General features: G+C 57.6%; 26 protein-coding genes and 1 tRNA gene. 16 read left to right on the forward strand and 11 right to left on the reverse strand.

Translation table 11 applies throughout. From position 1 onward, the window contains the following. Nucleotides 1-14 precede the first annotated feature (14 nt). A complete protein-coding gene (gene lepA / locus AC1ROR_RS11905) occupies nt 15-1853 on the forward strand; it encodes a translation elongation factor 4 (protein ID WP_191856559.1) in 1839 nt (612 codons plus the stop codon). A 68-nt stretch (nt 1854-1921) separates the two neighbouring features. Here the strand turns inward: lepA and AC1ROR_RS11910 are convergent, their stop codons facing one another. Continuing rightward, nucleotides 1922-2329, reverse strand: a complete 408-nt coding sequence (locus tag AC1ROR_RS11910) for a DUF2000 family protein (RefSeq protein ID WP_142174744.1) — start codon at nt 2327-2329, stop codon at nt 1922-1924. 94 nt (nt 2330-2423) lie between these two features. Between AC1ROR_RS11910 and AC1ROR_RS11915 the strand changes: the two genes are divergently transcribed. Beyond that, nucleotides 2424-3206: an AraC family transcriptional regulator gene (locus tag AC1ROR_RS11915; protein ID WP_498589601.1), complete on the forward strand. Its 783-nt coding sequence runs from the start codon at nt 2424-2426 to the stop codon at nt 3204-3206. Here AC1ROR_RS11915 and AC1ROR_RS11920 read toward each other — a convergent pair whose 3' ends face one another. Continuing rightward, nucleotides 3207-4094, reverse strand: a complete 888-nt coding sequence (locus tag AC1ROR_RS11920; RefSeq protein WP_498589501.1) for an NAD(P)/FAD-dependent oxidoreductase — start codon at nt 4092-4094, stop codon at nt 3207-3209. It abuts the gene before it with no gap. 155 nt (nt 4095-4249) lie between these two features. On the opposite strand from AC1ROR_RS11920, the gene AC1ROR_RS11925 reads away from it, so the two are divergent. Further along, entirely contained in the window at nt 4250-4708 is a 459-nt protein-coding gene (locus AC1ROR_RS11925; protein ID WP_498589502.1) for an Rrf2 family transcriptional regulator, read from the forward strand. A 62-nt stretch (nt 4709-4770) separates the two neighbouring features. Here the strand turns inward: AC1ROR_RS11925 and AC1ROR_RS11930 are convergent, their stop codons facing one another. Both AC1ROR_RS11930 and AC1ROR_RS11935 read right to left on the reverse strand, forming a co-directional pair. Then, a complete protein-coding gene (locus tag AC1ROR_RS11930) occupies nt 4771-5088 on the reverse strand; it encodes a hypothetical protein (protein ID WP_035219405.1) in 318 nt (105 codons plus the stop codon). A 93-nt stretch (nt 5089-5181) separates the two neighbouring features. Continuing rightward, nucleotides 5182-6570: an aminotransferase-like domain-containing protein gene (locus AC1ROR_RS11935; RefSeq protein ID WP_167377367.1), complete on the reverse strand. Its 1389-nt coding sequence runs from the start codon at nt 6568-6570 to the stop codon at nt 5182-5184. A 117-nt stretch (nt 6571-6687) separates the two neighbouring features. Here AC1ROR_RS11935 and AC1ROR_RS11940 point away from each other — a divergent pair, with 117 nt between their 5' ends. Beyond that, entirely contained in the window at nt 6688-7563 is an 876-nt protein-coding gene (locus AC1ROR_RS11940) for a DMT family transporter (protein ID WP_080833135.1), read from the forward strand. 12 nt (nt 7564-7575) lie between these two features. On the opposite strand, the gene AC1ROR_RS11945 is transcribed toward AC1ROR_RS11940, so the two are convergent. The 4 genes from AC1ROR_RS11945 to AC1ROR_RS11960 all read right to left on the reverse strand — a co-directional run bounded on the left by AC1ROR_RS11945 (nt 7576) and on the right by AC1ROR_RS11960 (nt 10414). Next, nucleotides 7576-8685 (reverse strand): glycoside hydrolase family 25 protein, encoded by a 1110-nt coding sequence (locus AC1ROR_RS11945; protein ID WP_080833133.1) that lies wholly within the window; start codon nt 8683-8685, stop codon nt 7576-7578. A gap of 177 nt (nt 8686-8862) precedes the next feature. Further along, entirely contained in the window at nt 8863-9051 is a 189-nt protein-coding gene (locus AC1ROR_RS11950; protein WP_035219412.1) for a YegP family protein, read from the reverse strand. Between the two features lie 84 nt (nt 9052-9135). Then, on the reverse strand, nt 9136-9834 hold the full coding sequence (locus AC1ROR_RS11955) for a type 1 glutamine amidotransferase (RefSeq protein WP_191856541.1): 699 nt from the start codon (nt 9832-9834) through the stop codon (nt 9136-9138). A gap of 130 nt (nt 9835-9964) precedes the next feature. Continuing rightward, on the reverse strand, nt 9965-10414 hold the full coding sequence (locus AC1ROR_RS11960; RefSeq protein ID WP_035219419.1) for a DoxX family protein: 450 nt from the start codon (nt 10412-10414) through the stop codon (nt 9965-9967). Nucleotides 10415-10547: 133 nt separating this feature from the next. Between AC1ROR_RS11960 and AC1ROR_RS11965 the strand changes: the two genes are divergently transcribed. Together AC1ROR_RS11965 and AC1ROR_RS11970 are read left to right on the forward strand one after the other, a co-directional pair. Next, nucleotides 10548-10853, forward strand: a complete 306-nt coding sequence (locus AC1ROR_RS11965; protein WP_080836405.1) for an Rdx family protein — start codon at nt 10548-10550, stop codon at nt 10851-10853. Between the two features lie 120 nt (nt 10854-10973). Continuing rightward, nucleotides 10974-11060 (forward strand) — tRNA-Leu (locus AC1ROR_RS11970). A gap of 242 nt (nt 11061-11302) precedes the next feature. On the opposite strand, the gene AC1ROR_RS11975 is transcribed toward AC1ROR_RS11970, so the two are convergent. After that, on the reverse strand, nt 11303-11713 hold the full coding sequence (locus AC1ROR_RS11975; RefSeq protein WP_167377365.1) for a pilus assembly protein N-terminal domain-containing protein: 411 nt from the start codon (nt 11711-11713) through the stop codon (nt 11303-11305). Nucleotides 11714-12126: 413 nt separating this feature from the next. Between AC1ROR_RS11975 and AC1ROR_RS11980 the strand changes: the two genes are divergently transcribed. The 9 genes from AC1ROR_RS11980 to AC1ROR_RS12020 all read left to right on the forward strand — a co-directional run bounded on the left by AC1ROR_RS11980 (nt 12127) and on the right by AC1ROR_RS12020 (nt 21041). Beyond that, nucleotides 12127-12315, forward strand: coding sequence for a Flp family type IVb pilin (locus AC1ROR_RS11980; RefSeq protein ID WP_035219443.1), 189 nt, complete (start codon nt 12127-12129; stop codon nt 12313-12315). 123 nt (nt 12316-12438) lie between these two features. After that, nucleotides 12439-12951, forward strand: a complete 513-nt coding sequence (locus tag AC1ROR_RS11985; protein WP_498589503.1) for an A24 family peptidase — start codon at nt 12439-12441, stop codon at nt 12949-12951. A gap of 114 nt (nt 12952-13065) precedes the next feature. Further along, nucleotides 13066-13872 carry a Flp pilus assembly protein CpaB gene (gene cpaB / locus AC1ROR_RS11990; RefSeq protein WP_035219447.1) on the forward strand — a complete coding sequence of 269 codons (807 nt, stop codon included), beginning with the start codon at nt 13066-13068 and terminating at the stop codon, nt 13870-13872. Beyond that, nucleotides 13869-15452 (forward strand): type II and III secretion system protein family protein, encoded by a 1584-nt coding sequence (locus tag AC1ROR_RS11995; RefSeq protein WP_498589504.1) that lies wholly within the window; start codon nt 13869-13871, stop codon nt 15450-15452. The genes cpaB and AC1ROR_RS11995 overlap by 4 nt, the downstream gene beginning before the upstream one ends. Nucleotides 15453-15508: 56 nt before the next feature. Continuing rightward, nucleotides 15509-16198, forward strand: a complete 690-nt coding sequence (locus tag AC1ROR_RS12000) for a CpaD family pilus assembly protein (protein WP_498589505.1) — start codon at nt 15509-15511, stop codon at nt 16196-16198. A 34-nt stretch (nt 16199-16232) separates the two neighbouring features. Beyond that, nucleotides 16233-17516, forward strand: coding sequence for a CpaE/TadZ family protein (locus AC1ROR_RS12005; RefSeq protein ID WP_035219460.1), 1284 nt, complete (start codon nt 16233-16235; stop codon nt 17514-17516). Nucleotides 17517-17549: 33 nt separating this feature from the next. Then, on the forward strand, nt 17550-19025 hold the full coding sequence (locus AC1ROR_RS12010) for a TadA family conjugal transfer-associated ATPase (RefSeq protein WP_035219463.1): 1476 nt from the start codon (nt 17550-17552) through the stop codon (nt 19023-19025). Between the two features lie 15 nt (nt 19026-19040). Then, nucleotides 19041-20045 carry a type II secretion system F family protein gene (locus AC1ROR_RS12015; protein WP_498589507.1) on the forward strand — a complete coding sequence of 335 codons (1005 nt, stop codon included), beginning with the start codon at nt 19041-19043 and terminating at the stop codon, nt 20043-20045. A gap of 9 nt (nt 20046-20054) precedes the next feature. Further along, the gene (locus AC1ROR_RS12020) at nt 20055-21041 is read left to right on the forward strand and encodes a type II secretion system F family protein (protein WP_498589509.1); all 987 of its coding nucleotides are present in this window, start codon (nt 20055-20057) and stop codon (nt 21039-21041) included. Between the two features lie 76 nt (nt 21042-21117). Here the strand turns inward: AC1ROR_RS12020 and AC1ROR_RS12025 are convergent, their stop codons facing one another. Beyond that, nucleotides 21118-21828 carry a tetratricopeptide repeat protein gene (locus AC1ROR_RS12025; protein WP_162180483.1) on the reverse strand — a complete coding sequence of 237 codons (711 nt, stop codon included), beginning with the start codon at nt 21826-21828 and terminating at the stop codon, nt 21118-21120. Between the two features lie 256 nt (nt 21829-22084). Between AC1ROR_RS12025 and AC1ROR_RS12030 the strand changes: the two genes are divergently transcribed. Next, nucleotides 22085-23479, forward strand: a complete 1395-nt coding sequence (locus tag AC1ROR_RS12030; RefSeq protein WP_035219472.1) for a leucyl aminopeptidase family protein — start codon at nt 22085-22087, stop codon at nt 23477-23479. Between the two features lie 63 nt (nt 23480-23542). On the opposite strand, the gene pncB is transcribed toward AC1ROR_RS12030, so the two are convergent. After that, nucleotides 23543-24847: a nicotinate phosphoribosyltransferase gene (pncB, locus tag AC1ROR_RS12035; protein WP_035219476.1), complete on the reverse strand. Its 1305-nt coding sequence runs from the start codon at nt 24845-24847 to the stop codon at nt 23543-23545. Nucleotides 24848-24995 lie beyond the last annotated feature (148 nt).

The following is a 24995-nucleotide window of genomic DNA, read 5'->3' on the forward strand; positions in this document are numbered from 1 at the left end:
GACAAGCCCCTGCTATAGCGCGGGACATGAGCACAAATTCGACCCGCACGCCCCTGGACCATATCCGCAACTTCTCGATCGTTGCCCACATCGATCATGGCAAATCGACGCTGGCCGACCGGTTGATCCAGTCGACGGGCGGCCTTGCCGAACGCGACATGTCGGAACAGGTTCTCGATTCGATGGATATCGAGCGCGAGCGCGGCATCACCATCAAGGCCCAGACCGTGCGCCTGCACTACAAGGCGAATAACGGCGAGACCTATGTGCTGAACCTCATCGACACCCCCGGCCACGTCGACTTTGCTTATGAAGTGTCCCGCTCGCTTTCGGCCTGCGAAGGTTCGCTGCTGGTGGTGGACGCATCGCAGGGCGTGGAAGCCCAGACGCTCGCCAACGTCTATCAGGCGATCGACAATGATCACGAGCTGGTCACCGTGCTCAACAAGATCGACCTGCCGGCGGCCGAGCCCGACCGCATCAAGGAACAGATCGAAGAAGTGATCGGCATCGATGCTTCCGACGCCGTGATGATTTCGGCCAAGACCGGTCTTGGCATTCCCGACGTTCTGGAAGCCATCGTCAACCGCCTGCCGCCACCGACAAGCGAGGTTGGCGAAAGCGGGCCGCTGAAAGCCCTGCTGGTCGACAGCTGGTATGACACCTATCTCGGCGTCATGGTTCTCGTGCGCGTCATCGACGGTGTGCTGAGCAAGGGCCAGCAGATCCGCATGATGGGCTCCGGCGCGAAATACGGCATCGAGCGCGTTGGCGTGCTGACCCCGAAGATGGTCAATGTCGACAGCCTCGGCCCCGGCGAGATCGGTTTCATCACCGCCTCGATCAAGGAAGTCGCTGATACGCGTGTTGGCGATACCATCACCGACGACAAGCGCCCGACGGCGCAGGCCCTGCCCGGCTTCAAGCCGGCGCAGCCCGTGGTGTTCTGCGGCCTGTTCCCGGTCGACGCCGCCGACTTCGAAGATTTGCGCGCGGCGGTGGGCAAACTTCGCCTCAACGACGCCTCCTTCTCCTTCGAAATGGAATCCTCCGCCGCCCTCGGCTTCGGTTTCCGCTGCGGCTTCCTCGGCCTGCTGCATCTCGAAATCATTCAGGAACGCCTTGAGCGCGAGTTCAATCTCGATCTCGTCGCCACGGCGCCTTCGGTTGTCTATGAAATGACACTGACGGATGGCACGGAGAAGGAACTTCACAACCCGGCCGACATGCCTGACGTTGTGAAGATCAAGGAAATCCGCGAGCCATGGATCAAGGCGACGATCCTGACGCCAGACGAATATCTCGGCGGCATCCTGAAACTCTGTCAGGACCGGCGCGGCCTGCAGACGGAGCTGACCTATGTCGGCAACCGCGCGATGATCACCTATGAGCTGCCGCTCAACGAAGTGGTGTTCGATTTCTACGACCGGCTGAAATCCATTTCCAAGGGTTACGCCTCGTTCGACTACAACATCATCGACTATCGCGAAGGCGATCTCGTCAAGATGTCGATCCTCGTCAACGGCGATCCGGTGGATGCGCTGTCCATGCTGGTGCACCGCTCGGCGGCTGACCGGCGCGGACGCGGCATGTGCGAAAAGCTGAAGGAACTCATTCCGCCGCACATGTTCCAGATCCCGATCCAGGCGGCCATCGGCGGCAAGGTCATCGCCCGCGAAACCGTACGCGCGCTGCGCAAGGACGTGACGGCGAAGTGCTATGGCGGCGACGCGACGCGCAAACGCAAGCTTCTGGACAAGCAGAAGGAAGGCAAGAAGCGCATGCGCCAGTTCGGCAAGGTGGAAATTCCGCAGGAAGCCTTCATTGCCGCTCTGAAGATGAACGACGAATAAGCGGCTCCATCGCATTGTTTTTTACAAGGGAGGCTTTCGGCCTCCCTTTTTGTTTGGCGACACGATTCTCAAGCGTGTAACTTCGCGCCCTTGGTGATCTTGTCGACGATCTTCTTATCCGCCCTCAGCGCCATGCCGACCACCCTGGCGTTGTCAGGAGAAAACTCTAAGAATACCTGGCGGTTGGCGACATCGTGCCCGGTGGAGAACATTTCCTCGATATAGAGCGACGTCGTAATATCGCGTTCGAGGGATCGCTGATGGATTTTACGCAGCGCCTCCTGATCCGCGGCCATGACGACAACCGGCTGGACGGACAGGGGATTATAGACGTTGCCCGCCCCGTCGCGGTATGGTTCTCCGATGATCTCTCCGGTCTGGGCGACAATACCGGACATAAGGAATGCGGTGACGTTCAGTTTTTGCCACACGGCAAGGTCATCGCGAAGGATGATGGCGATCTTGGTATCAAACATGCGAACTCAATCTGGCTGTGGTTTTGAGAGAGAAGCGATCATAAAGCCCCAGGGCGTCAGTGATCTTGAACGTTCGTGCAGATTCGAGGGGATCGTGCAGGCACCTTCCAGCGAAGGCATCGAGCGTATCGAAGCGCGTTTTCATGGTAATGCCTATGCGCCACATCGCCATGACACCTATGCGCTGGGTGTCACGCTTGCCGGCGTCCAGACTTTTTCCTATCGCGGCACATCGCATTTCAGCACGCCCGGAAAGGTAATCGTGCTTCATCCGGATGAAATTCACGATGGCGGCGCGGGCACCGATGAAGGTCTGCGCTACCGCATGCTCTACCTTCCGCCGGAAAAAACGACCGAGGCGACGACCGGCTTGCGCTCACTGCCCTTTGCAAAAAATCCGGTCATCGAGGACGATGAGTTCCGGCAATGCCTGACAGAGGCTCTCGCCAATCTCGAAGGGGAGCCGGACAATCTGCTATTGATTGACTGGCAATCGAGACTGGCGGATTTGCTCTGGAAACATTCAAACGGAGGCGCGACAACCATCAAGCGGCCTGACCGGATCGCCGTTTTTCGTTGCCGGGACTATCTGCTTGAAAACAGCGCCACCGCAGTGGGTTCGGAAGAGCTGGAGCAAATAAGCGGGCTTGATCGCTTTACCCTCTTTCGGCACTTCCGTTGCCTGTTAGGCACGAGCCCGCACCGCTATCTCATCATGCGGCGGCTGCAAAAATGCAAGGACATGATGCGGGCGGGTGCGGGTCTTGCGGAGACGGCATTTGCCTGCGGCTTTGCGGATCAGGCGCATTTTACCCGCCACTTCAAAAATGCTTACGGCATTCCTCCGGGGCGCTGGCTGAGCCTTGTTTCTCACTGATCACTCCGGGAACATGATCGACCTGTGAGCCGCAGTGCCCGCCATGGCGCCATCACCCACAGAAAGGGCGACCGAGCCGGCGGGCCTTGCCACATCGCCGCAGGCGAAGACGCCGCGGGCCGTGGTCTGTTTCATAGCGTCCGTCACGATGCTCGAGCCCATCGGGCCTTCTTCCACCGTGCAGCCGAGCTTTTCGATCCAGCCGGCGGGAATTTTCAAGCTCGGTTGAGTGAAAAGGCCGGCCAATGCGATGCTGCGTCCGTCCGCGAGAACGACATCGGCATGTCCTGCGATTTCCTTGATGCGGTCCTTTTCCACTCGCACCCGGCGCGCCGACAACAGTGCATTCTGTTCCGCATCAGGTGCGAAGGCACCATTGGTAAAAAAGGTCGTCTCACCCCAATCCGGCAGCATCAGCGCATGGTGGATGGCGAGCGGCGAGGCCGCGATGACACCGATCTTTCCCTGGTTCACTTCGTACCCATGGCAATAGGGGCAGTGGAAGACAGTGCTGCCCCAGCGCTCTTTCAGCCCAACTATATCAGGCAATTTGTCGGTAACGCCCATGGCAAGGATGAGGCGGGCCGCCCTCTCGCGACGGTCGCCATCGATCTCAACGACGAAATCGTCAAAGACCCCTGCGGCATTCGTCACCCTGCCCTGTAACCAATCTATCGTCGGATAGCGCTCGATCTGATGGCGCGCCTCGGCGATGATTTCTCCCGGAGCCTTGCCATCCTGTCCGAGAAACCCGTGGGAATGGCTGGCGAAGCGGTTTCTTCGCTCGCCTGCATCCACCACCAGGATGTTTTTTCTGGCGCGGCCAAGCTGCAAGGCGGCGGAGAGGCCGGCATAGCTGCCGCCAATGATGATGACGTCGTATTTCATGATGCACCTATCGTTTCAAAGCCGAGCCGGAAGCGCTCGCTCGATTTCACGATACTTATATTGTTACGTGATTTTTGGAGTCAATAGTCATGCAACTTATATTGTTACGTCATTCTAAAACTGGTAGCGTCGTGCAAAACAGGCGGGCTTCAGCAATGAGACACGACACGCGTCTTTCACGGGTGCTGCATATTCTGATCCATATGGAAAAACATGAGGGCGCCGCGACCTCCGAGAGCATCGCCGCCATGCTTCAGACCAATCCGGTGGTGGTGCGCAGAACCATGGCGGGCCTGCGCGAGCACGGTTACGTGTCCTCGGAAAAGGGTCATGGCGGCGGCTGGGTGCTGGCGCGGCCGCTCAGCGAAATCACGCTGCTCGATATCTATCGGGCACTTGGCACTCCCGAACTCTTCTCAATCGGTCTGGCCGGCGACAATCCGAACTGTGTCATTGAGCAGGCCGTCAATGCAGCGCTTGTCGATGCCATGAGGGAGGCGGAGACAATTCTTCTCTCCCGGTTTGGAAGTATTGCGCTTTCAGCGCTCGCCGAAGAATCGATCGCCCGCTGGTCCAGGCTTTCCAATCACCCCTCCGCCATGGAGCAGCTTTGAGCCTTATCGCAACGAAAACCGCCTGCCGATAGGCAGGCGGTTTTATCAGATCATTAAAGCCGTTACGGCTGGGTCTGCGTACCGCCGGTGTTCGGGCTGGCCGGTGCCGTGTTGTTGGCAGGCGGCGTTGCCGGGGTCGTCGGGGTCATGGGGGCCGGCGCCTGATCCGTTACTGCGGGCGGCGTGGTTGAGGATGTCGTTGCCGGATCCGTTGTTGGGCCACTCATCTGCGACCAGGCGAAGACGCCGACCAGAACAACAACGATAATCGCCAACCACGGCATCCAGGACGGAGACGTGCGGACACGCGGGTCATTGCTGATATTCACTTCCGGACGAAGATCACGGTCCGGGCGCGGGTTGTTGGGATCGAATGTCATGGTATTCCTCCTCTTCATTCTGAGGAGAAAACGGCGTTCACGGGATTTTGTTCCGATTTGTGGCAACATGCCTGGAAACGGCACTGTTCGCCCTTATCGAAGAGCTTGCGCCAATGTTGCCAGAATCTGCGGATCGGCCATTTGCGACACGTTGAAACGCATGAAACCGGATGCGTTCTGCGAGGAGCTGAAAACATTACCGGGGGCCAGCACCACCTGCTGCGCAAGCGCCCGGCGCGCCACATCGGCGGCATCGACGCCTTCCGGCAGGCGGCACCACAAAAACATGCCCGCCTGCGGCTCGATCCAGGGCACGCATCCAATCGACTTCAAACGCGCCGATACCTCCGGCACCGCCGCGGCAAGACGCCGCCTGAGAGCCTCGACATGCTTGCGATAACTGCCATCCATCAAAAGCGACAGGACCAGCGCCGCCGAAAAATGCGCCCCACCAAAAGCGGTGGCAATCTTGAGATCGGTCAAGGCGTCCACCCATGCCACAGGCGCCGCGATGAAACCGCACCGGACGGATGCGGACAGCGTTTTCGAAAAACTGCCGATCTGAACCACACGGTTCAGACCATCGAAAGCGGCGAGCCTTGGTGCCGCCTGCGTTTCGAAATCGGCAAAAATATCGTCTTCAATGATGGTCAACCCCGCCTGTTCGGCCAGCATCAGCAGGCGATGGGCGGAAACCGCGGAAAGTCTGGCGCCTGTCGGATTATGGATAGCCGAATTGGTAATATAAAGACGCGGCGCGTGTTCTTTCAGCGCCTGCTCGAAAAGCGGCAAATCCGGCCCCGTCGGTGTATAGGGCACCCCGACGATCTTCACCCGATGCGCCCGCAAAAGGGCGTGGAAATTGAAATAACAGGGATCGTCGACAATCACCGTATCTCCCGGCTGCAGCAGGAAACGGCACAGAAGATCGATCGCCTGCGTGCCGGAATCGGTGAGCATGATCTGGCTGACGCCCGCCTGCACGCCATGTTCGGCAAGCCTGCGCGATAAAAGCTGGCGCAGGGGTAACAGCCCCATCGGGCTCGCATAGTCCGTCAGCAACACGGCATCTGCCCGGGCAAGCCCTCTCATCGCCCGCCTCAGCGCCTCTTGCGGCATCCATGATGCGGGAAGCCAGCCGCAACCGGGCTTGGCAAGAGCCGCCCCCTCGTCCAGCGCCTGCCGCGACACCCATAGCGGATCCACGGCCCTGTCCAGCTGCGGTTCGATATCGGCCAGAGACAGGGGCGCAAGCGGACCTGCCACAAAAAAACCGGAGCCCGGGCGAGAGCTTATGGTGCCATCCGCCACAAGTCGGTCATAGGCCTCGACAACGGTGGAGGTGGAGAGCTGCATGGCCTTTGCCAGCGCCCTGACAGACGGCAATCTGCCCCCCGGGACGAGGCTGCGCGAGGCGATGCGTTGCCGCACACTTGCCATCACCTTTTCTATGCGCGTGCCCGCAACAACCTGCCCGTCCACAATTCCCTCCAGCCGTACCGCCTGGACCACCATAACAGTTTCTTGAAATTGTACATGATTGTCGCTGTTGTCACCAGCCGTTCCGGATCAAGAAGGCAAGAGATACAGGAGATAATCATGGACAAGACGACAAGCGGCTGGCTGAGCGGCCTTATCGGGGTGGTGATATTCAGCGGCTCCCTGCCCGCCACACGCGTCGCGGTAACGGGTTTTGACCCGGTGTTCCTGACCGTCGCCCGCGCCTCTATTGCCGGACTTCTGGCGCTCGCTTTGCTTCTTCTGTTCAAGCAAAAACGCCCGGTGCGCGATGATCTGACATCGCTTTTCATCGTGTCCTTCGGCGTGGTGGTGGGTTTTCCGCTTTTGACTGCATTGGCGCTGCGGCATGTGACATCGGCGCACTCCATCGTCTTCGTCGGATTGTTGCCGCTCGCAACCGCGATTTTTGCCGTGCTGCGCGGCGGCGAGCGACCTCGCCCTGTCTTCTGGTTGTTCTCCTGCTTGGGCAGCGCCCTCGTGGCGGGTTATTCATTGTGGAATTCGCTTGCCGCCGGGATTGGGGGCTCTCTTGCCGGCGATCTTCTGATGCTGGGCGCAATTATCGTCTGCGGGCTTGGTTACGCCGAAGGTGCAGCCCTTTCCCGCAAACTGGGTGGCTGGCAGGTTATCTCCTGGGCGCTGGTTCTATCCCTGCCCGTAATGCTGCCACTCAGCTTTTTCACAGGGCCGGAAACCCTTGCCGGCATCGATCCGCAGGCCTGGGGCGGCCTTGCCTATGTCTCGCTGTTCAGCATGCTGATCGGCTTTATCTTCTGGTATCGCGGGCTGGCGCTGGGCGGCATCGCCGCCGTGGGCCAATTGCAATTGCTGCAGCCGTTCTTCGGGCTGGTGCTTGCGGCAACCCTGCTGCACGAGGAGGTCAGCCCGGCAATGGTCGGCATCACGATTGTGGTGGTGCTGTGCGTTGCAGGCGCCAGAAAATTCGCACGCTGACGTCCGTCGTCCTCAGCTCGAGCGACGGTCCACCCAGCGATGCCAGGCATCCTCGCTGCCGTTGAAGACGTTGAGGTCGATGCGGCCATCGACGCCGTGCGACAGGCCGGAGCCGGAATATTGCCAGAACAGCCACTTGCGGCCCGGATAAACAACGGACGGGTGCTGCGCCACGGCACGAAGCCAGAAGGGATAATCCTGGAACTCGCCGGTCAGATTGTCCTTATAGAAATCAGGGGCCGTGTAGATGATCGGCCGCTGCCCGTAGTGGCGCTCCAGCTTGTCCATGAATACGCGCATCTTTTCCAGAACGCGTTCGCGGGAATGGCGCATCTTGCAGCTCGATTCGCCGTTATATTCCACGTCGATGACAGGCGGCAGCGCATCGGGATCGCGCGGAACATTGCGAATGAACCAGTCCGCCTGCTCGCTGGCAGAACGGCACCAATAGAAGAAGTGATAGGCGCCACGGCGGATGCCGGCTTCCTTTGAACGCTGCCAGTTGGTGCGGAACATCGGATCGAGATGATCGCCGCCATCCGTCGCCTTGATGAATGCGAAATTGGCGCCGCGCGTGCGCAGTTGCGGCCAATTTATATTGGCCTGCCAGCGGGATACATCCACCCCATGGACCTGGAAATGGCGCGGCTGGACCCTGCCGAAATTGATGGGTTTTGCATCGCTGAAGCTGGAGCGGAAGATGCGCGAGCGAATCTGGGCGCCAGCGCCGGCCGCCGGGGCTGCAGCCATGGCCAATTGTACCGGGCGCTCCATCTGGTTGATCGTGGGGCGCTCCGCCGGCCGCACCATTCCGGCCTGAGACGGGGCAGGCAAACGGATTTCAGGTGCACTCTGCGACAGGGGTGCTTTGGGTGTGACAGCGGAAAAGGCTCTTGGCTCTTCAGGCACCGGTCCACCCCATGCTAGGACCTCCTGCCTTGGCTGGGCGGCGATGGCCTGGGTGCCGACGCTCGCCTGCGGCACCGGCGCGGACGGAGTGACCGAACTCGTCGTTTCCTTCGAGGGCAAACCGGCCATCAGGCTTTCCGGCCCGGAACTGGACGTACAGCCACCAAGCAGAAGGCAACCGAAGAGAAGTGCTGGCACAGCCGATGAACGCATGAGAACCCGTACGCAAAACAATCGGGGGCACTCTGACGCCGCCCGGAGACCTCGAAATACAATTGCTAACGGAAGATTATCAAAAAAGACTGAATCTTATCTTTACGCCGGCACCTGCCAATGCGCCCGTCAATTCTGGCAGGCCGAAAGCAGCGAGGTCTCACGAAACGGGTCTGTTCAGGCGGTCATGGTCGTCAGATCGACGGTATTGGCGCCGGGAGAATTTTTCTTGATCGACTCAATTGCGTGAATGGCTGATGCCTTCGCCTTGTATCCTTCGGATGAAAACATCGTTTCCCCGTTGGATGCCTTGAAGCGAAAGCGATATTCCCCGGCCTTGTCCTGATAGATTTCGAATTTATACATGACGTTACGCCCCGTTTGCGAATGATGATGGACGGCGGCAATTCTGAGCGGCCTCCGTTCTTTTCGCAACCGATAATTGCTCCGTCAGATGAGGCCCACCCAGGCACGGGCAATTTCCAGACCGGCCGCGTCGGCCACCTCTGCGCGCTGGCCCCGATGGTCACGGTAATTTTCAAGCCAGCCGGGCGCCATTTTCTCGATGGAAGCCGGGAATGACTGGCACCATCCATCGACCACGGAGGTCGATGCCTCGAAATGAAATTGCGTGCCATAGGCGGCCCGGCCGATACGAAAGGCCTGATTTCGCGTCGCATCATTGGTGGCAAGCCGTGTCGCCTCGGGCGGAAGGGTGAATGTATCGCAATGCCACTGGAAAATGGAGAATGTCTTTTTGAGCCCTGCCAATAGAGGATCGGACATGCCCTCCTCCGTGAGCGATACGTCTTCCCAGCCGAATTCGGGCGGCCCGGCCAGAATATTCTCTCCCCCATAGGCGCGCGCCAGCAACTGGCTGCCAAGGCAGACGCCCATCACGGCCTTGTTCGCATCGCCAAAGGCTTTCATCAGAAGCGCAAGTTCCGGAAGATAGGGGTAAAGTGTATCATCAAGGGCGTTCTGCTCGCCGCCCAGAACGATAAGTGCATCATGATCATGCGCACCGGCAGGAAGAGGCTCACCCGCATAGGCGTGGATGACATGCACATCTGCCTTTACCTCTTGCAGAGCGACACCGAGTTGGCCATGCGGCGTGCCCGCCATGTTTTCGATAATTGCAACGCGCATGGGGCCTCTTTCGACAAAAGTGGGTTCAATCGGCGCAAATAACCGAGTGAACCCACCTTCACCATGAGAAAACCGGTTTTTCAAGTGGCGCTATATCGTCAACGGGACAATAAGCCCGGCCTGATCCGCCTCAGAACTCCCGTGACAGTCTCGCATCGGCGGAATGCCGGTTACCACCGCGAACGGCAAAGAACAGGAAGATCGCCGCCCAGAGAATCGACTTTTCCGCACCGCCCAGGCCTTCCGCCTTTACGATGCCGTGGAAATAGACAGTTACCAAAAGGACGATCATGGCTGCAAATGACGCCGGCCGCGTGAACAGACCGATAGCCACCAGAATGCCACCGAAAAATTCCGTGGCGGCCAAGAGCGGCGACCAGAATATGCCGGGATAAAAACCAAGGCTCTCCACCATACCGACCGCCCCGAAAGGATTGACGATCTTGCCGAAGCCATGGGTGACAAGCAGAAGCCCGGCCGTGACACGCAGGATGGTCTCCACCAGGTCATGTGTCGAGTTATAGAGCGGTGCGACCGCCGGAACGAAAAGACGCTCACGATTATTATCGAACTGGGCCATAGGATCTCCACGTTTCAGCCTTCGATGGCTTATCTGTTTGCAAAGCAGCATGATAAGAACAAGCGTGCGCCCGGTAAAAACATGAGTATTATAGTTGACATTATCGTGACCGGGCGTTGAAGGAGACATGATGATGACCGAGACCAAACCCCGAATCAGCATTCGCTACTGCACACAATGCAACTGGCTGCTTCGTGCAGGCTGGATGGCCCAGGAAATTTTACAGACCTTCGCTTCCGATGTCGGCGAAGTCAGCCTTATTCCTTCAACGGGTGGCCAGTTCGAGATCGCTGTCGACGGCGAAACCATATGGGAGCGCAAACGCGATGGTGGTTTTCCCGGCGCAAAAGAACTCAAACAGAGAATCCGCGATGTCATCGACCCGGAGCGCGACCTCGGTCACGTCGACCGGACGAAGCATGAAGGGCTCGACAATTGACGCGGCAAAATGTTTCAACAGCCCGCAACCAAGTTTTTTCCCTTTAAAATCAATGATCGTCATAAAAGTTCAAAAAGTCTGTTGACACCGGGCGGCTGCCCTCGTACATCGCTCTCCGTCGCCCAGATGGCGGAATTGGTAGACGCGCCAGCTTCAGGTGCTGGTACTCGAAAGGGTGTGGAGGTTCGAGTCCTCTTCTGGGCACCATTCCATTTTTGATCTTAGCCAGATCAAATACTTAAACGAAAAAACTGCAACATATAGTCCTCCTGCGAAACGCCGGAGAACATGTTGCGGTTTTTCGTTTTGCTGACGATCAGCACCAATTTTCCCTGCAAAAAATGCTGCACATAGCGAGCGCCAGACCTCCGCTATTTTTGACACGATGCCTGCCATCCCCTGATTGGGGACTGCGACCAGTTCAGCTTTTAGAGGCAGTTCGAGACCCGTTACGGCTGGGCGTCTTTGTCGCCACTGTTTTGCGAGTGCTGCTCACAATTGGGCGTACAGGAAAGCACTGTCCGCTCGGTCTGGCGAAATACGCGAACCGTGTTGCCCTCATCGATGGAAACGAGAATGCGTTCATCCACGATCGGATTGCCTTCCGCATCGAGAAGAACGAGATTTGTCGTGCCGAAACTACGGCCGGTAAGAACGATCGTGGTGGCGTCGGCAACGGTTGCATCGGCGACCTTCGAGTTGCCGACGATAACCTTGCTCACGGGACGATCGAGGCGAAGGACACGGGCGTGATTCATCGACACACGCAATATGTCCTCCTGGGCAAAAACGGGTTGCAGCGCCCCTGCCAGAATGACGGACACGCCGACCACAATTTTCGCCAGTTTTCCGGATGACACTCGTTTGGCCCCTGCTCACTACCCGCACTCTGATGCCACATAGGATGCGGGGTTTTAGTGAATGAAGCGTTAAATGACGAAAATGTGCGATACGGGCGGTAACCATGTGTAATTGAAGTCATTTTCGACCCCGTCCATCTCGCGTCAAAACTGAACACATATGTATCATTGAGAGAGCGCTTTTCCCGAAATGGAAAACAACTTGTCGCGGCATATATTTGTTTCTCAGGAAATATAAAAATACAAGAAATACTTTTTATCTTTATTTACCAAAAGAAACTCATCCCGACGTTTACTTTGGATTAATCGTTTTTTTTAAGCGCTTGGAAATTGCTCGGCTGTAGTTTGAACCCAACCGAACAACGGAAAACAGTTGTCGGCGTGCTGAACCAAACAAGAGTTAGGAGATACTCATGACCAAGATTTTTGCTCGTTTCCTCAAGGACGAATCTGGCGCCACGGCAATTGAATATGGCCTGATCGCCGCCCTGCTTTCCGTTGCCATCATTGGCGGCGCCACAACCGTTGGCACCCGTCTGAATGCGCTCTTCACCAGCATCGGAACGAAGATGACGACTGCTGCGACCGAAGCGGCAAAGTAAGAGCTATTTAGCTTAATCTGGTGGCCGCTCCTGAACCGAGCGGCCACCTTAGCCGTTTGTCACTATGGTTGTTCCAACATTTGCCACTACCGTAAATGCTAAATCCCTGACGGAATTAACCACATGATCGTAGCCGCAATTTTCCTGATATTGCCTCTGTGCCTCGCCTTTGCCGCGCTGAACGATCTCTTCAGCATGACCATACCCAATAGAATATCGCTTGTACTTCTATTGTCTTTTATCGTGGTCGCACCGTTATCGGGCATGGACTGGCAAACTTTCGCAATGAGCCTCGTGGCGGGCGCCGCTGTCCTCTTCGCCTGTTTTGCGCTGTTTGCCGCCAACGTCATGGGCGGTGGAGACGCAAAGCTACTCACGGCTGCGGCTGTGTGGTTCGGCTTCAACGCCGCACTCGCTGAGTTTCTGCTAGCGGTAACTTTTATTGGCGGTGTGTTAACACTGGGCATCCTGCTCTTGCGATCGCGATCGCAGGAAATAATGGCGGTGGGTATTCCTTTCCCGGATTCTCTCCTGGTAGCAAAAAAAATCCCCTATGGTATCGGCATCGCTATAGCTGGGCTTTTGACCTATGGTGAAGCACCACTTGTAAAAGCAGCCATCGCCAGTCTTTCTTGAGCGAAGCCAGGTTAAAGGCCTGTTAACTACAAATCCAAGCATAATATTAACCATAATTATACCAATCGCACGCCATCCTGAGGGGAGAAAATTTGATTCCCTCAAGGATCGGGCATGAAACCGTCGCGTATCGTCATTCTCTCCGTTGCCCTTGTCGCTGCCGGCCTTGCAGGTCTTGTCGCCATGCAGATTTCCGGCACCAAGGAGGTCATTGAAAAAGCGGAAACGATCATCCAGAAGGAGCCGACGGTCAACGTTCTCGTTTCCTCGGTCAATCTTCCCGTCGGTAGCCGCCTGAATGACAGTTCTATGCGCTGGACGCCCTGGCCGCAGGGTAATGTCGTTGATAGCTTCATAACCGAAACCAAAAGCCCGAACGCGATCACGGAACTCACGGGCGCCGTCGTGCGGCTACCTCTGTTCGAGGGCGAACCGGTGCGTCCGGAAAAGGTCGTCGACTCCAGCACCCGCATTATGTCTTCGCTTTTGCCGGCCGGTAAACGCGCCGTGGCCACGGAAATTTCCGTCTCGACCGGCGCGGGCGGCTTCGTGCTGCCGAATGACCGCGTCGATGTCATCATGGTCCGCAAGGGCGATAACGGCAACTTCCTGACCGAGAACGTCTTGAACAATGTCCGCGTTCTGGCAATCGACCAACAGATTAAAGAGGGCGAAGACGGTATTTCCGCCGTCGTGGGTGCGACTGCAACCCTGGAACTGACGCCTGAGCAGGCGAAGATCATCACTGTGGCGCAGCAGATGGCTGATCGCCTCACGCTTGCTCTGCGTTCGATCGCAGATGCACAGGAAAACGATACGCTTTCAGCGGACTATCTCCTCAACGGCGGCTCCGGCCAGCCGGAAATTCAGGTGATCAAATCCGGCTCGATCGTCAAGGGCAATCAGGGAGCATCACAATGACCGGGGGGTTCATGGCGAGACACTTAAAAAGACACCTGCGTTCATCAGTGGTGGGCGGGCTTGCGTTCTGCGTGGCTTTTTCAGGCATTCCGGGAAGGCATTCGCCTGAATTCCTGCGTCTCGGCGAGGCTGCGGCGCAAAGCGCCAGCATCGTACGGATCACCGAAAGCGGCACAGGAATTCGTAAACGCCTGAAACTCGGCCTCAACAAGGCGCTGGTCATTGACCTGCCGGAGGATGCCCATGACATTCTTGTTGCCGATCCGAGCCTCGCTGATGCCGTCACTCGCACGTCCAGACGGATTTATCTCTTCGGCAAAGCCGTAGGACAGACCAATATTTTCATTTTCGGTGAGGGTGGTCGCGAAATTGTCAGCCTCGACCTCGAGGTGGAGCGAGATATTGTCGGGCTGGAAGCCAATATTCGTCGCTTTATTCCCGAATCCGACATCAAGGTTGAAATCGTTTCGGATAACATCGTTCTGACCGGTAGCGTGCGCACACCACAGGATTCAGCGCGCGCCGTACAGCTTGCCGAAGCCTTTCTGAAAGGCGGCGAAGCCACCACACGCAATATATCGCTGACCGGTGGTGACAACGGCGGAGATGCGGCGATTTTTGCTGAAAACCGTCAAGTATCGCAAATCGTCAATATGCTGACGATCGAAGGCGAAGATCAGGTGACACTGAAGGTGACCGTCGCCGAAGTCAGCCGGCAGGTGTTGAAGCAGCTCGGCTTCAACGGCTCCATCAGTAGCTCGACAAGCAATAACGGCTTCGAGTTCTCAAATCCGTCCAATCTTGGAAATGCAATTAGCACTGCCTCGCGAATAGCCAGTGGTTCGATCGGTTCCGGCTCGCTCAACTTTGCTAGCTATCTCAACGCCATGGAGCAGGCGGGCGTCGTGCGCACCCTTGCCGAACCCAGCCTCACCGCCATCTCCGGCGAACAGGCAAAATTCTACGTGGGGGGAGATTTCCGTCTGCCCGCGGACCAGGAAGTCTCCATCGACAAAGACACAAACCAGCAGACCATAACGCGCACGACCGATACGGTTGACTATGGCATCACGTTGAACTTCAGGCCGGTCGTGCTGTCGCCCGGGCGGATCAGCCTTAAAATCGAGACCAATGTTTCCGAACCAACCTATGAAGGCAATGTTGTGACCGGAAATGCGGGCCGTAACATCCCGGGCACCACCTACATGTCTATTCGCAAGCGCGAGACCTCCACAACGGTCGAGCTTCCATCAGGTGGCTCAATCGTCATTGCCGGTCTGGTTCAGGACAATATCCGTCAGGCCATGTCGGGACTTCCGGGCATATCGAAAATCCCGATTTTCGGCACGCTTTTCCGCAGCAAGGATTTTCTCCGTAACGAGACGGAACTGGTCATCATCGCGACGCCCTATCTGGTGCGACCTGTCGCGCGCAACCAGATCGCCCGGCCGGACGACAACTTCAACCCGGAAAATGACGCCGCCATGTATTTCATGAACCGTGTCAACAAGGTCTATGGCCGGAAAGATCAGGTTCAGGCGGCCCCTTATCAGGGTTCAGTGGGGTTCATCTACAAATGACGGCACGCGCGCTAAATCCCCTCTTCAGAACAAGCCCGGTGGTGGCAGGAAACATCATGCAGGAAACCTCTTCCTCTTTTTCCCTTAACCTGTCCGGTAGACGCGCCGGTCTCGTCGCCATCATCGCGCTCGCTGCGGGGTTGTTGCAAGGCTGCGCACGCGATCCCTTGACGACCAATGCCATCCCCGACGACTACCGTACACGCCATCCGATCACCCTGTCGGAAGCCGAACATTCTCTGGATATTCCGGTTTCGGCGGGCGACAGCCGGCTGACCACGGCAATGGCGGACAATGTCCGCGGTTTCGCGCAGAATTATGCGTCGATGTCGACGGGCGTCATCAATATCCAGACACCGTCGGGATCAGCCAATTCGGCGGCAGCCTCAAGGATGGCGAAACAAATCCGCTCGACGCTTTCAGGCGCCGGCGTGTCCTCTGGCAAGATCGTGGAGACACGTTACGCCGCATCTCCGAACGGCGACGCTGCCCCCATTCGTTTGAGCTATGTGGCGGTCACCGCCATGACCGGGCAATGCGGCCAGTGGCCCGAAGACCTCTCGGATAAAACTTTCGCCAACAAGAACTGGTACAATTTCGGGTGCGCCTCCCAGAGCAATCTTGCGGCACAGGTGGCCAATCCCATGGACCTCGTTGGTCCGCGTGGCATGAGCCCGATCGATGCGGAGCGTCGTGCGGTGGTCATCGACAATTATCGGCAAGGCAAGAATACGGCGTCGAACTGATGCTATTCCAACAATGGTCACGGCAGGAAAGACGATGAGCGCGGTAGAGTACGATATAAAATCAAGCGATGGAGCAGAGCCACAGCAGTCGGTCCGGGCTGCGGATATGGATCGCCTGCGGCCGCTGCCGCGTATATCCATTCACGCTTTCTGCGTCAGCGACAGCATGCAGGGTGTCATGGACGCGTTGTCCGGCGACAGGCGTATGAGCAAGGTTACCCTGCGGGTGACCAAAGGTGACATCAATGCGGCGGCGACGATGTTTTCGGCCTCGCCCACTCCCAATCTGATCGTTCTCGAAACGGCAGGTCCACCGGCTTCTCTTCTGGACGATCTAGCCCCTCTGGCCGAGGTTTGCGACCCCTCCACCCGTGTCATCATCGTCGGCCGGCACAACGACATCACGCTTTATCGCGATCTCATCCGTAACGGCATTTCAGAATATCTTGTCGCCCCAATCAACATGGCCGATCTATTGGCCTCGATTGCGACGATCTTCGTAGATCCGGAGGCCGAACCGCTCGGTCGTAACATCGCCTTCATCGGCGCCAAAGGCGGGGTGGGCTCGTCGACGATCGCACACAATTGCGCTTTTGGAATCTCCACCCTGTTTTCCACCGAGACCATTCTGGCAGACATGGATCTTGCCTATGGCACGGCCAATATCGATTTCGACCAGGATCCCGCCCAGGGCATGGCGGAAGCGGTGTTTTCGCCGGAACGGCTGGACGAGGTGTTTCTCGACCGTCTTCTGACGAAATGTTCCGACCATCTGTCACTGCTGGCGGCACCGTCTCTCCTCGACAGGACCTATGATCTCGATCGTCAGGCTTTTCTGCCGATCCTGGAGGTTCTGCAGCGCAGTGCGCCGGTCGCGGTTCTCGATCTTCCCCACCAATGGTGCGACTGGACGCGGGCAGTGCTGGCGGAAGCCGACGAGGTCGTGATCACGGCCGTTCCGGACCTCGCAAATCTGCGCAACACGAAGAACCTGTTCGACGCGCTGATAAAACTGAGGCCTAACGACAAGTTGCCCCACCTCATTCTCAATCAGGTCGGCATGCCGAAGCGTCCGGAAATCTCTCCAGCGGATTTTCTCGATCCGTTGGAAATCGAGCCGATCGCAATCATTCCGTTCGATACCCAGCTGTTCGGAAATGCCGCCAATAGCGGGCGCATGATCAGCGAGATGGATGAGAAATCCCAGATCGCGGAAACTTTCTCGCAGATCGCCCATACCATTACCGGCCGTGCCGTCCTGCGCAAAAGCAGGCGCGGCGGCCTGGACAAACTCAAGAATATTCTCAAGCGCAAATAGGTCTTCTCTTCGCGCCTATAGACGGAAACGCCGATGTTCGGAAAACGGGGGCCTGAAGGCCCAGCCAGAACCACAAAGCCGGATTTTGTTGCACCTGCCGTCGCGCAGCAGGTGTCTACTGTATCCGAACCGCGGCCACTGGCGATAGATACTCTGGAGCCCGGCCAATCGCCAGCAACACGACAGGCACAGGCGGCCGCACAGTCGCCGCAGAAAAAACGTGCCCGTACGGAAGATTATTACAACACCAAAAGCCAGGTGTTTTCCGCACTCATCGACACGATCGACCTTTCGCAGCTCGCCAAGCTCGATGCGGAGAGCGCGCGCGAGGAAATCCGTGATATTGTCAATGACATCATCACGATCAAGAGTTTCGCGATGTCCATCGCCGAGCAGGAAGAACTGCTCGAAGACATCTGTAACGACGTTCTTGGATACGGACCGCTGGAGCCGCTTCTCGCACGCGACGATATTGCCGATATCATGGTCAATGGTTCCGGCCAGACTTTCATCGAAGTTGGCGGCAAGACCATCGAATCCGACATTCGCTTTCGTGACAACAGTCAGCTGCTCTCCATCTGCCAGCGCATCGTCAGTCAGGTTGGCCGGCGCGTGGATGAATCGAGCCCGATCTGCGACGCCCGCCTGCCGGACGGCTCTCGTGTCAACGTCATCGCGCCGCCGCTCGCCATTGACGGTCCGGCGCTCACCATCCGAAAATTCAAGAGGGACAAGCTGACACTTGATCAGCTCGTGCGCTTCGGGGCGATCACACCCGAAGGCGCGACATTGCTCAAAATTATCGGTCGCGTCCGCTGCAATGTCGTCATCTCGGGTGGCACAGGCTCCGGCAAGACCACGCTTCTCAACTGCCTGACAAGCTTCATCGACAGGGATGAACGTGTCATCACCTGCGAGGACACCGCCGAACTGCAACTTCAGCAGCCACATGTGGTGAGGCTCGAAACACGTCCGCCGAATATCGAAGGCGAAGGCGAGATCACCATGCGTGATCTGGTCAAGAACTGCCTTCGTATGCGTCCTGAACGCATCATCGTGGGCGAAGTGCGTGGACCAGAAGTATTCGACCTTCTGCAGGCCATGAATACCGGTCACGACGGCTCGATGGGAACGCTCCACGCCAATACGCCGCGCGAATGCCTCAGCCGTATCGAATCGATGATCGCCATGGGCGGCTTCACTTTGCCGGCGAAAACCGTCCGCGAAATCATTTCAGGCTCGATCGACATCGTCGTTCAGGCCGCGCGCCTGCGCGACGGTTCACGGCGGATAACGCAGATCACCGAAGTGATCGGCATGGAAGGCGACGTCATCGTGACCCAGGACCTGATGCGATACGAAATCGAAGGCGAAGACGCTAACGGCAAGCTGATTGGCAAGCACGTATCCACGGGTATCAGCAAGCCCCATTTCTGGGATCGCGCGCGTTACTACGGTGAGGAAAAACGTCTGGCGGCCGCGCTCGATGAAATGGAAAAGACATCCTAAGGGAAGGCGAACGCCATGGACCCCACAATCGTATTGCTGGCCGTACTTGTCGCCATTTCGGCGGGAGCGCTGGCTTACGCCTTCCTTTTCCAGCAGATAGAGGTCGAGAAGAAAACCACAAACCGCGTCAAAAGGGTAAAGGCGGCCGAAACCGATCATACGAGTATCAAAGCCGCGCGTGACCGGGTTCAAGAACTCAGCAAGCGTCGCAAGTCCATGCAGGACAGCCTGCGCGACATGGAAAAAAAGCAGGATGAAAAAGCAAAAAAGGCAAAGAATGTCAGCTTGCGCGACAGGCTTGTTCAGGCCGGTCTGCAGATTTCGGTCCGGCAATTCCATTTATTGAGCCTGGGCGCGGCGATCTTCGCTTGCCTTATGTCCATTCTTTACGGGTTGTCATTGCTCATCGCCCTGCTTTTGGGAGCGGTCGTGGCACTTGGGTTGCCGCGGTGGGTATTGGCGTTTCTACTCAAGCGCCGGCAGAAAAAGTTCCTTGAGGAGTTTCCGAATGCACTGGATGTCATGTGCCGGTCGATCAAATCCGGCCTGCCACTGAACGACGCCGTGCGACTGATCGCATCAGATGGTCAGGAACCGGTGAAAGCAGAGTTCCAGCGCGTGGTCGATGCGCAGCAGGTCGGTATCAGCATTCCGCAGGCCATCGAGCGCATGATGCTGACCATGCCGCTCTTCGAGGTCAGCTTCTTTGGCACCGTCATCAACATTCAGGCACAGGCAGGCGGCAATCTTTCGGAAGCATTGTCGAACCTTTCCAAAGTTTTGCGCGACCGCAAGAAGATGCGCGCCAAGGTAAATGCCCTTTCGATGGAGGCAAAAGCGTCGGCAGTCATCATCGGCGCGCTGCCTTTCATCGTCATGTTATTGGTGCATTTCACGTCGCCCGACTATCTGTCGATTCTATTCTCCGACCTGCGGGGGCACATCATCCTCGGCGCATCCGGCATATGGATGCTTATCGGGATATTCATCATGCGCCAAATGATCAATTTCGATATTTGAGGGCGCGCGGTGACAGAAAACCTTTTTGCAAGCCTGACAAATCCGCAAACGATCATCGCCATTTTGGTGACGCTTGCTGTTTTTGCGACCCTCTACACGCTCATCATGCCGTTCTTCGAGCGGAAAGACTTTGCCAAACGCATGAAGGCCGTATCGTCAGAGCGCGATTTCATCCGCAGCCGCGAGCGCGAGCGTCTCGCGACCAGCACCAGAGACGGCAAGACCTCCCTGCGTGGCAACAACAACCAGTCCGCACGCCGCATCGTCGAAAAATTCAACCTTCAGGAAGCGCTTGCCGACAAGAATACGATGAACAAGCTGCGTGCAGCAGGTTTTCGTTCACAGAATGCACTCAACACCTTTCTTGCCGCGCGGTTCTTGCTGCCATTCGCTTTTCTTGTCGTAGCCTTCATCTGGGTTTTCGTTCTCGGAAACCTTGCCGACAAGGCTTTCGTCGTCAGGCTGATGGCTGTTCTTCTCTTCGGTTACATCGGTTTTTACGCGCCGAATATCTACGTTTCCAACGCAATGTCAAAGCGGCAGGGTTCGATCCGGCGCGCTTGGCCCGATGCGCTGGATTTGATGCTTATCTGTATCGAATCCGGTGTATCGATGGAGGCCGCGATGCGCCGTGTCGCGGAAGAGATGGGCGAGCAATCTCCCGAACTGGCGGAAGAAATGATGCTGACGACAGCCGAGCTTTCCTTCCTGCAGGACAGGCGAATTGCACTTGAAAATTTTGGCATGCGCACACAGCTGGACGGTGTCAAAAGCGTAGTGCAGGCGCTTATCCAGGCGGAACGATACGGCACGCCGCTGGCTCAGGCACTGCGCGTTCTGGCGCAGGAAGGCCGCGACGAGCGTATGAACGAAGCCGAAAAGAAAGCCGCGGCTCTGCCGCCGAAATTGACCGTGCCGATGATCATATTTTTCCTGCCGGTGCTTATCGCCGTCATTCTCGGCCCGGCGATCATACGGGTTCTCGACACATTCTGAAAAACAAAGGCCGCCCAATAAATTGAGCGGCGATCTGTTGTCTGCCAACACACGGATTGAGGCACATAAGAGCGGATCAACCGGCTGGCTTATTGTCTTTTTTCGCCAGTTGCTGCCAGGAATTCTGCTGCGATAGCATCGCACGCAGATAGCCCAGATTTGCCTGCGCCTGCTGCGGCGAAAGTTCCTGAACCGCAATGCGCTCGGCCTCGGCAAAACGCCCCTGAAGACCGACGACGAGCGCGAGGTTCTGGCGGACGCGGCTATCCGCACCCGGCTGTGCGATGGCGGATTGCAGATATGTTTCGGCCGTGCGGGGATCACTCGACAAAACATAGGACATGCCGAGGTTTGAAAGCACGCTCGGATCGTTCGGCTTCAGGTCGAGCGCCTGCCGGTATCTGGCACGCGCTTCGTTGGAGCGACCAAGCTGATCGAGCACGGCGCCCTCGGCGGAATAGAGCCGCCAGTCGGGACGGTCAGGCGTCTGGGCTCTCTGGATGGTCGAAAGGGCCTGTTCGAGCTGACCGGAAGCGGCCTGCGCCTTGCCATAGGCGGCAAGCACCTCGCGGTCGGCGGGGTTGGCGATGGCAATCTGCTGCATCACGGCAAGGGCCTGCGTGTTCTTGCCGGTCATCATCAGCATATTGGCATAATTCATGCCGATGGATTTGTCCTTGGGGCTGCGCTCATAGGCTTTGCCGGCGCTCTCTTCCGCCTGCCGCAGCTGGTCCATGTTCATCTGATCATAGGAGCGTGTGGCCGCGGGAATGGAGCCGGTCGACATGCGGTCCGGCTTGTTGGTGCTTGCGCATCCGGAGACGGTTAAAACAAGCGCTGCGATACATACACTCCGCAGCAACCCTGTTCGGCCTGTCTCACCCAAAGAAAAAGCAGTCATGGCAGCGCCCCCGCCCGAGAATTATCGATCTTGCGCCCGACATACGACAGACTCACATGACGCAACTTTCGCTAAAGCAATAATCTGTTAACCCTAACAGAGCGTTAATCGCACCGATTCTCGACAGTTACGAAAGCAGACCATGGCGCCCTATCAGTTCATCGAACGCCCGACCCCTTTCAGCTCAAAAGCCGGCAGCACCCTGCCGGTTTTCGCCGTCACGCCAGCCCATATCGAACAGGGTGCCATCGATCCTGTCGCTCTGGACTGGGCGAAAAAAGCGGGCTTCAAGGCAGAGGCAGGCGCCGTATTGCTCGTTCCCTCCTCCGATGGTTCGCTGGGTGGCGTCCTTCTCGGGCTTGGCGGCAATCCGTCCGAAATCCCCTTCATCACCGGCAAACTCGCCCGCGAACTGCCGGAAGGTGAATGGCATATCGAGACTGCGCCATTGACGGCCAATCGTCTGGCTCTCGGCTTCGGCCTTGGCAGCTACCGCTTCGACAAATACAGGACCACGAAGACCAGCGGGGCCAAACTTCTCATTCCGCAGGATGCCGAAGACGGCGAAATCAAGCGCATTCTGGCGGGCGTCTTCCTTGCCCGCGATCTCATCAATGTTCCGGCCAACGACATGGGACCGGACGAACTTGAAATCGCTTTCCGTGCGCTTGCCGCCCATTACAAGGCGAAGGTAAGCGTTACCACCGGTGACGATCTGCTGAAGGAAAATTTCCCGCTGATTCACGCCGTTGGCCGCGCCAGCGAAAGTGCGCCGCGCCTTCTTGAGATGAACTGGGGCAAGAAGGGCAATCCGCGCCTGACCCTCGTCGGCAAGGGCGTCTGCTTCGATACCGGCGGTCTGGATATCAAGCCTGCCGCTTCCATGGCCCTGATGAAGAAGGACATGGGCGGTGCTGCCAATGTTCTTGGCCTCGCGCTGATGATCATGGATGCGAAGCTGCCGATCGATCTGCGCGTCCTCGTGCCCGCCGTTGAAAACTCCATCTCCTCCAATGCCTTCCGTCCTGGCGATATCTACAAAAGCCGCAAGGGTCTGACGGTACAGATCGACAATACGGATGCGGAAGGCCGTCTCGTTCTGGCGGATGCGCTGGCCTATGCCGACGAGGATGCACCGGACCTGATGATCGACATGGCAACGCTGACAGGTGCCGCCCGCGTCGCTCTCGGCCCGGATCTGCCGCCATTCTATACCGATGACAGTGATCTGGCCCATGATATCGCCGAAGCCAGCATCGATACCGACGATCCCCTGTGGCGCATGCCGCTCTACATGGGCTACGACAAGGATATCCGCTCACGCGCGGCCGATATTACCAATGCGCCCTCAGGCGGCATGGCGGGATCGATCACCGCCGCGCTGTTTCTCAAGCGGTTCGTCACCAATACAAAACGCTGGGCGCATTTCGATATTTACGGCTGGTCGCTCAGCGAGCGGCATCACTCGTCGATCGGTGGCGAAGCGCAGGGTATCAGAGCGCTCTTCCACTACATCGCCCACCAGTTTGCGAAGTGAGCCTGTTCCACTATTGATCTGAACAGTTGCGGGCGCTTCGTGAAGCGGAGCGCCCGGTTTCAATCACACCAGGACCTTCTGCTCCTTGTGATCTTCTTCGCCGAAGAACTTCAGATAACGTTCCACTTCGGCCGGCTCGCCCGTCGCCTTTTGCGGGTTGTCCGAAAGCTTCACCGCCGGCCGGCCATTGGCGTCGCTGACCTTGCAGACGATGGAGATCGGCTTGAGGCTGGCGATGGTCTTGGGCGCGCAGCCGGCAAAATCATTCGTGAGGTTGGTGCCCCAACCAAAGCTCATGCGCACCCGGCCTTCGAAATGCCTGTAGGTGTCGATGATGGCGTCGACATCCAGCCCGTCCGAGAAGATCAGCATCTTCTTGCGTGGGTCGCGGCCCATCTTCTGCCACCAGTCGATGATTTTTTCCCCGCCTTCGATCGGCGGCGCGCTGTCGGGACGGAAACCCGTCCAGTCCGCTACCCATTCCGGTGCATTGCGCAGAAACGCCGCCGTGCCGAAGGCGTCCGGCAAGACGATCAGCAGGTTGCCGCCGTAAAGACGGTTCCAGTCCTTCAGAACCTGATAGGGAGCGGCGGCCAGTTCCTCGTCGGTCTGCGCCAGCGCCGCAACCACCATGGGCAATTCATGCGCATTGGTGCCAACGGCTTCGAGATCGGAATCCATGGCGAGAAGAACATTGCTGGTGCCGGTGAAGGCGGGTCCGATGCCTTCCTTCAGCGCCTCGACACACCAGCGCTGCCACAGGAAGCTGTGGCGGCGGCGAGTGCCGAAATCGGATATGCGCAGCCCCGGCAACTCCCGCAGCCGCTCGACCTTCTCCCACATCTTGGCCTTTGCGCGGGCATAAAGGACGTCCAGCGTGAAATAACCAAGTGAGCGCATGGCGCTGCGCGAGCGCAGCTCGTTGATAATCGCCAGCGCCGGAATTTCCCAGAGCGTCGTGTCCATCCAGCGACCATGGAAATTCAGCTCATACTGCCCGTCGCGCTTGAAAAGCTCATATTCCGGCAATTGATAGCTCGAAAGCCAGGAGAGGAATTCCGGTTCGAAAATCTGTGAGCGGCCGTAAAATGTATTACCCGCGAGCCAGATGTTTTCCTTCTTGGAGAGCCGCAGAGTGCGCGCATGATCGAGCTGCTCACGCAGTTCCATCTCGTCGATCTCTTCGGCCAGCCGCACAGTCTTGGTACGATTGATCAGGGAAAATGTCGCGTCGACTTCCGGATAGAGTTTCCAGATCATCTGCAACATCAGGAGTTTGTAGAAATCCGTATCGATCAGGCTGCGGACGATCGGATCGAGCTTCCAGGTGTGATTGTGGACACGGGTTGCTATATCGGTCTTCGTCATGCTTGCATTCCCCAGCATCGGCCCAGAACATCGGCAGGGCCGACGTCACCCCGCACCTCGACAGCTATTATCAGCCTGTCATGTCAAAGATTTATCTGAAAAAGCGACAACAAGTCCAGAGTGCGGGCGTCGCAAACGCCGCTTTAAG

This window comes from Agrobacterium sp. GW821-FHT14E08, from assembly GCF_058803865.1.

What these genes read in the sequence shown, in the direction of transcription:
- AC1ROR_RS11910 (WP_142174744.1), bottom strand. Translation starts at nt 2,329, where the DNA reads ATGTTTGATACCAAGATCGCCATCATCCTTCGCGATGACCTTGCCGTG.
- AC1ROR_RS11920 (WP_498589501.1), bottom strand. Translation starts at nt 4,094, where the DNA reads ATGAAATACGACGTCATCATCATTGGCGGCAGCTATGCCGGCCTCTCC.
- AC1ROR_RS11925 (WP_498589502.1), top strand. Translation starts at nt 4,250, where the DNA reads ATGAGACACGACACGCGTCTTTCACGGGTGCTGCATATTCTGATCCAT.
- AC1ROR_RS11930 (WP_035219405.1), bottom strand. Translation starts at nt 5,088, where the DNA reads ATGACATTCGATCCCAACAACCCGCGCCCGGACCGTGATCTTCGTCCG.
- AC1ROR_RS11940 (WP_080833135.1), top strand. Translation starts at nt 6,688, where the DNA reads ATGGACAAGACGACAAGCGGCTGGCTGAGCGGCCTTATCGGGGTGGTG.
- AC1ROR_RS11945 (WP_080833133.1), bottom strand. Translation starts at nt 8,685, where the DNA reads ATGCGTTCATCGGCTGTGCCAGCACTTCTCTTCGGTTGCCTTCTGCTT.
- AC1ROR_RS11950 (WP_035219412.1), bottom strand. Translation starts at nt 9,051, where the DNA reads ATGTATAAATTCGAAATCTATCAGGACAAGGCCGGGGAATATCGCTTT.
- AC1ROR_RS11955 (WP_191856541.1), bottom strand. Translation starts at nt 9,834, where the DNA reads ATGCGCGTTGCAATTATCGAAAACATGGCGGGCACGCCGCATGGCCAA.
- AC1ROR_RS11960 (WP_035219419.1), bottom strand. Translation starts at nt 10,414, where the DNA reads ATGGCCCAGTTCGATAATAATCGTGAGCGTCTTTTCGTTCCGGCGGTC.
- AC1ROR_RS11965 (WP_080836405.1), top strand. Translation starts at nt 10,548, where the DNA reads ATGACCGAGACCAAACCCCGAATCAGCATTCGCTACTGCACACAATGC.
- AC1ROR_RS11980 (WP_035219443.1), top strand. Translation starts at nt 12,127, where the DNA reads ATGACCAAGATTTTTGCTCGTTTCCTCAAGGACGAATCTGGCGCCACG.
- AC1ROR_RS11985 (WP_498589503.1), top strand. Translation starts at nt 12,439, where the DNA reads ATGATCGTAGCCGCAATTTTCCTGATATTGCCTCTGTGCCTCGCCTTT.
- cpaB (WP_035219447.1), top strand. Translation starts at nt 13,066, where the DNA reads ATGAAACCGTCGCGTATCGTCATTCTCTCCGTTGCCCTTGTCGCTGCC.
- AC1ROR_RS11995 (WP_498589504.1), top strand. Translation starts at nt 13,869, where the DNA reads ATGACCGGGGGGTTCATGGCGAGACACTTAAAAAGACACCTGCGTTCA.
- AC1ROR_RS12000 (WP_498589505.1), top strand. Translation starts at nt 15,509, where the DNA reads ATGCAGGAAACCTCTTCCTCTTTTTCCCTTAACCTGTCCGGTAGACGC.
- AC1ROR_RS12005 (WP_035219460.1), top strand. Translation starts at nt 16,233, where the DNA reads ATGAGCGCGGTAGAGTACGATATAAAATCAAGCGATGGAGCAGAGCCA.
- AC1ROR_RS12010 (WP_035219463.1), top strand. Translation starts at nt 17,550, where the DNA reads ATGTTCGGAAAACGGGGGCCTGAAGGCCCAGCCAGAACCACAAAGCCG.
- AC1ROR_RS12015 (WP_498589507.1), top strand. Translation starts at nt 19,041, where the DNA reads ATGGACCCCACAATCGTATTGCTGGCCGTACTTGTCGCCATTTCGGCG.
- AC1ROR_RS12025 (WP_162180483.1), bottom strand. Translation starts at nt 21,828, where the DNA reads ATGTCGACCGGCTCCATTCCCGCGGCCACACGCTCCTATGATCAGATG.
- AC1ROR_RS12030 (WP_035219472.1), top strand. Translation starts at nt 22,085, where the DNA reads ATGGCGCCCTATCAGTTCATCGAACGCCCGACCCCTTTCAGCTCAAAA.
- pncB (WP_035219476.1), bottom strand. Translation starts at nt 24,847, where the DNA reads ATGACGAAGACCGATATAGCAACCCGTGTCCACAATCACACCTGGAAG.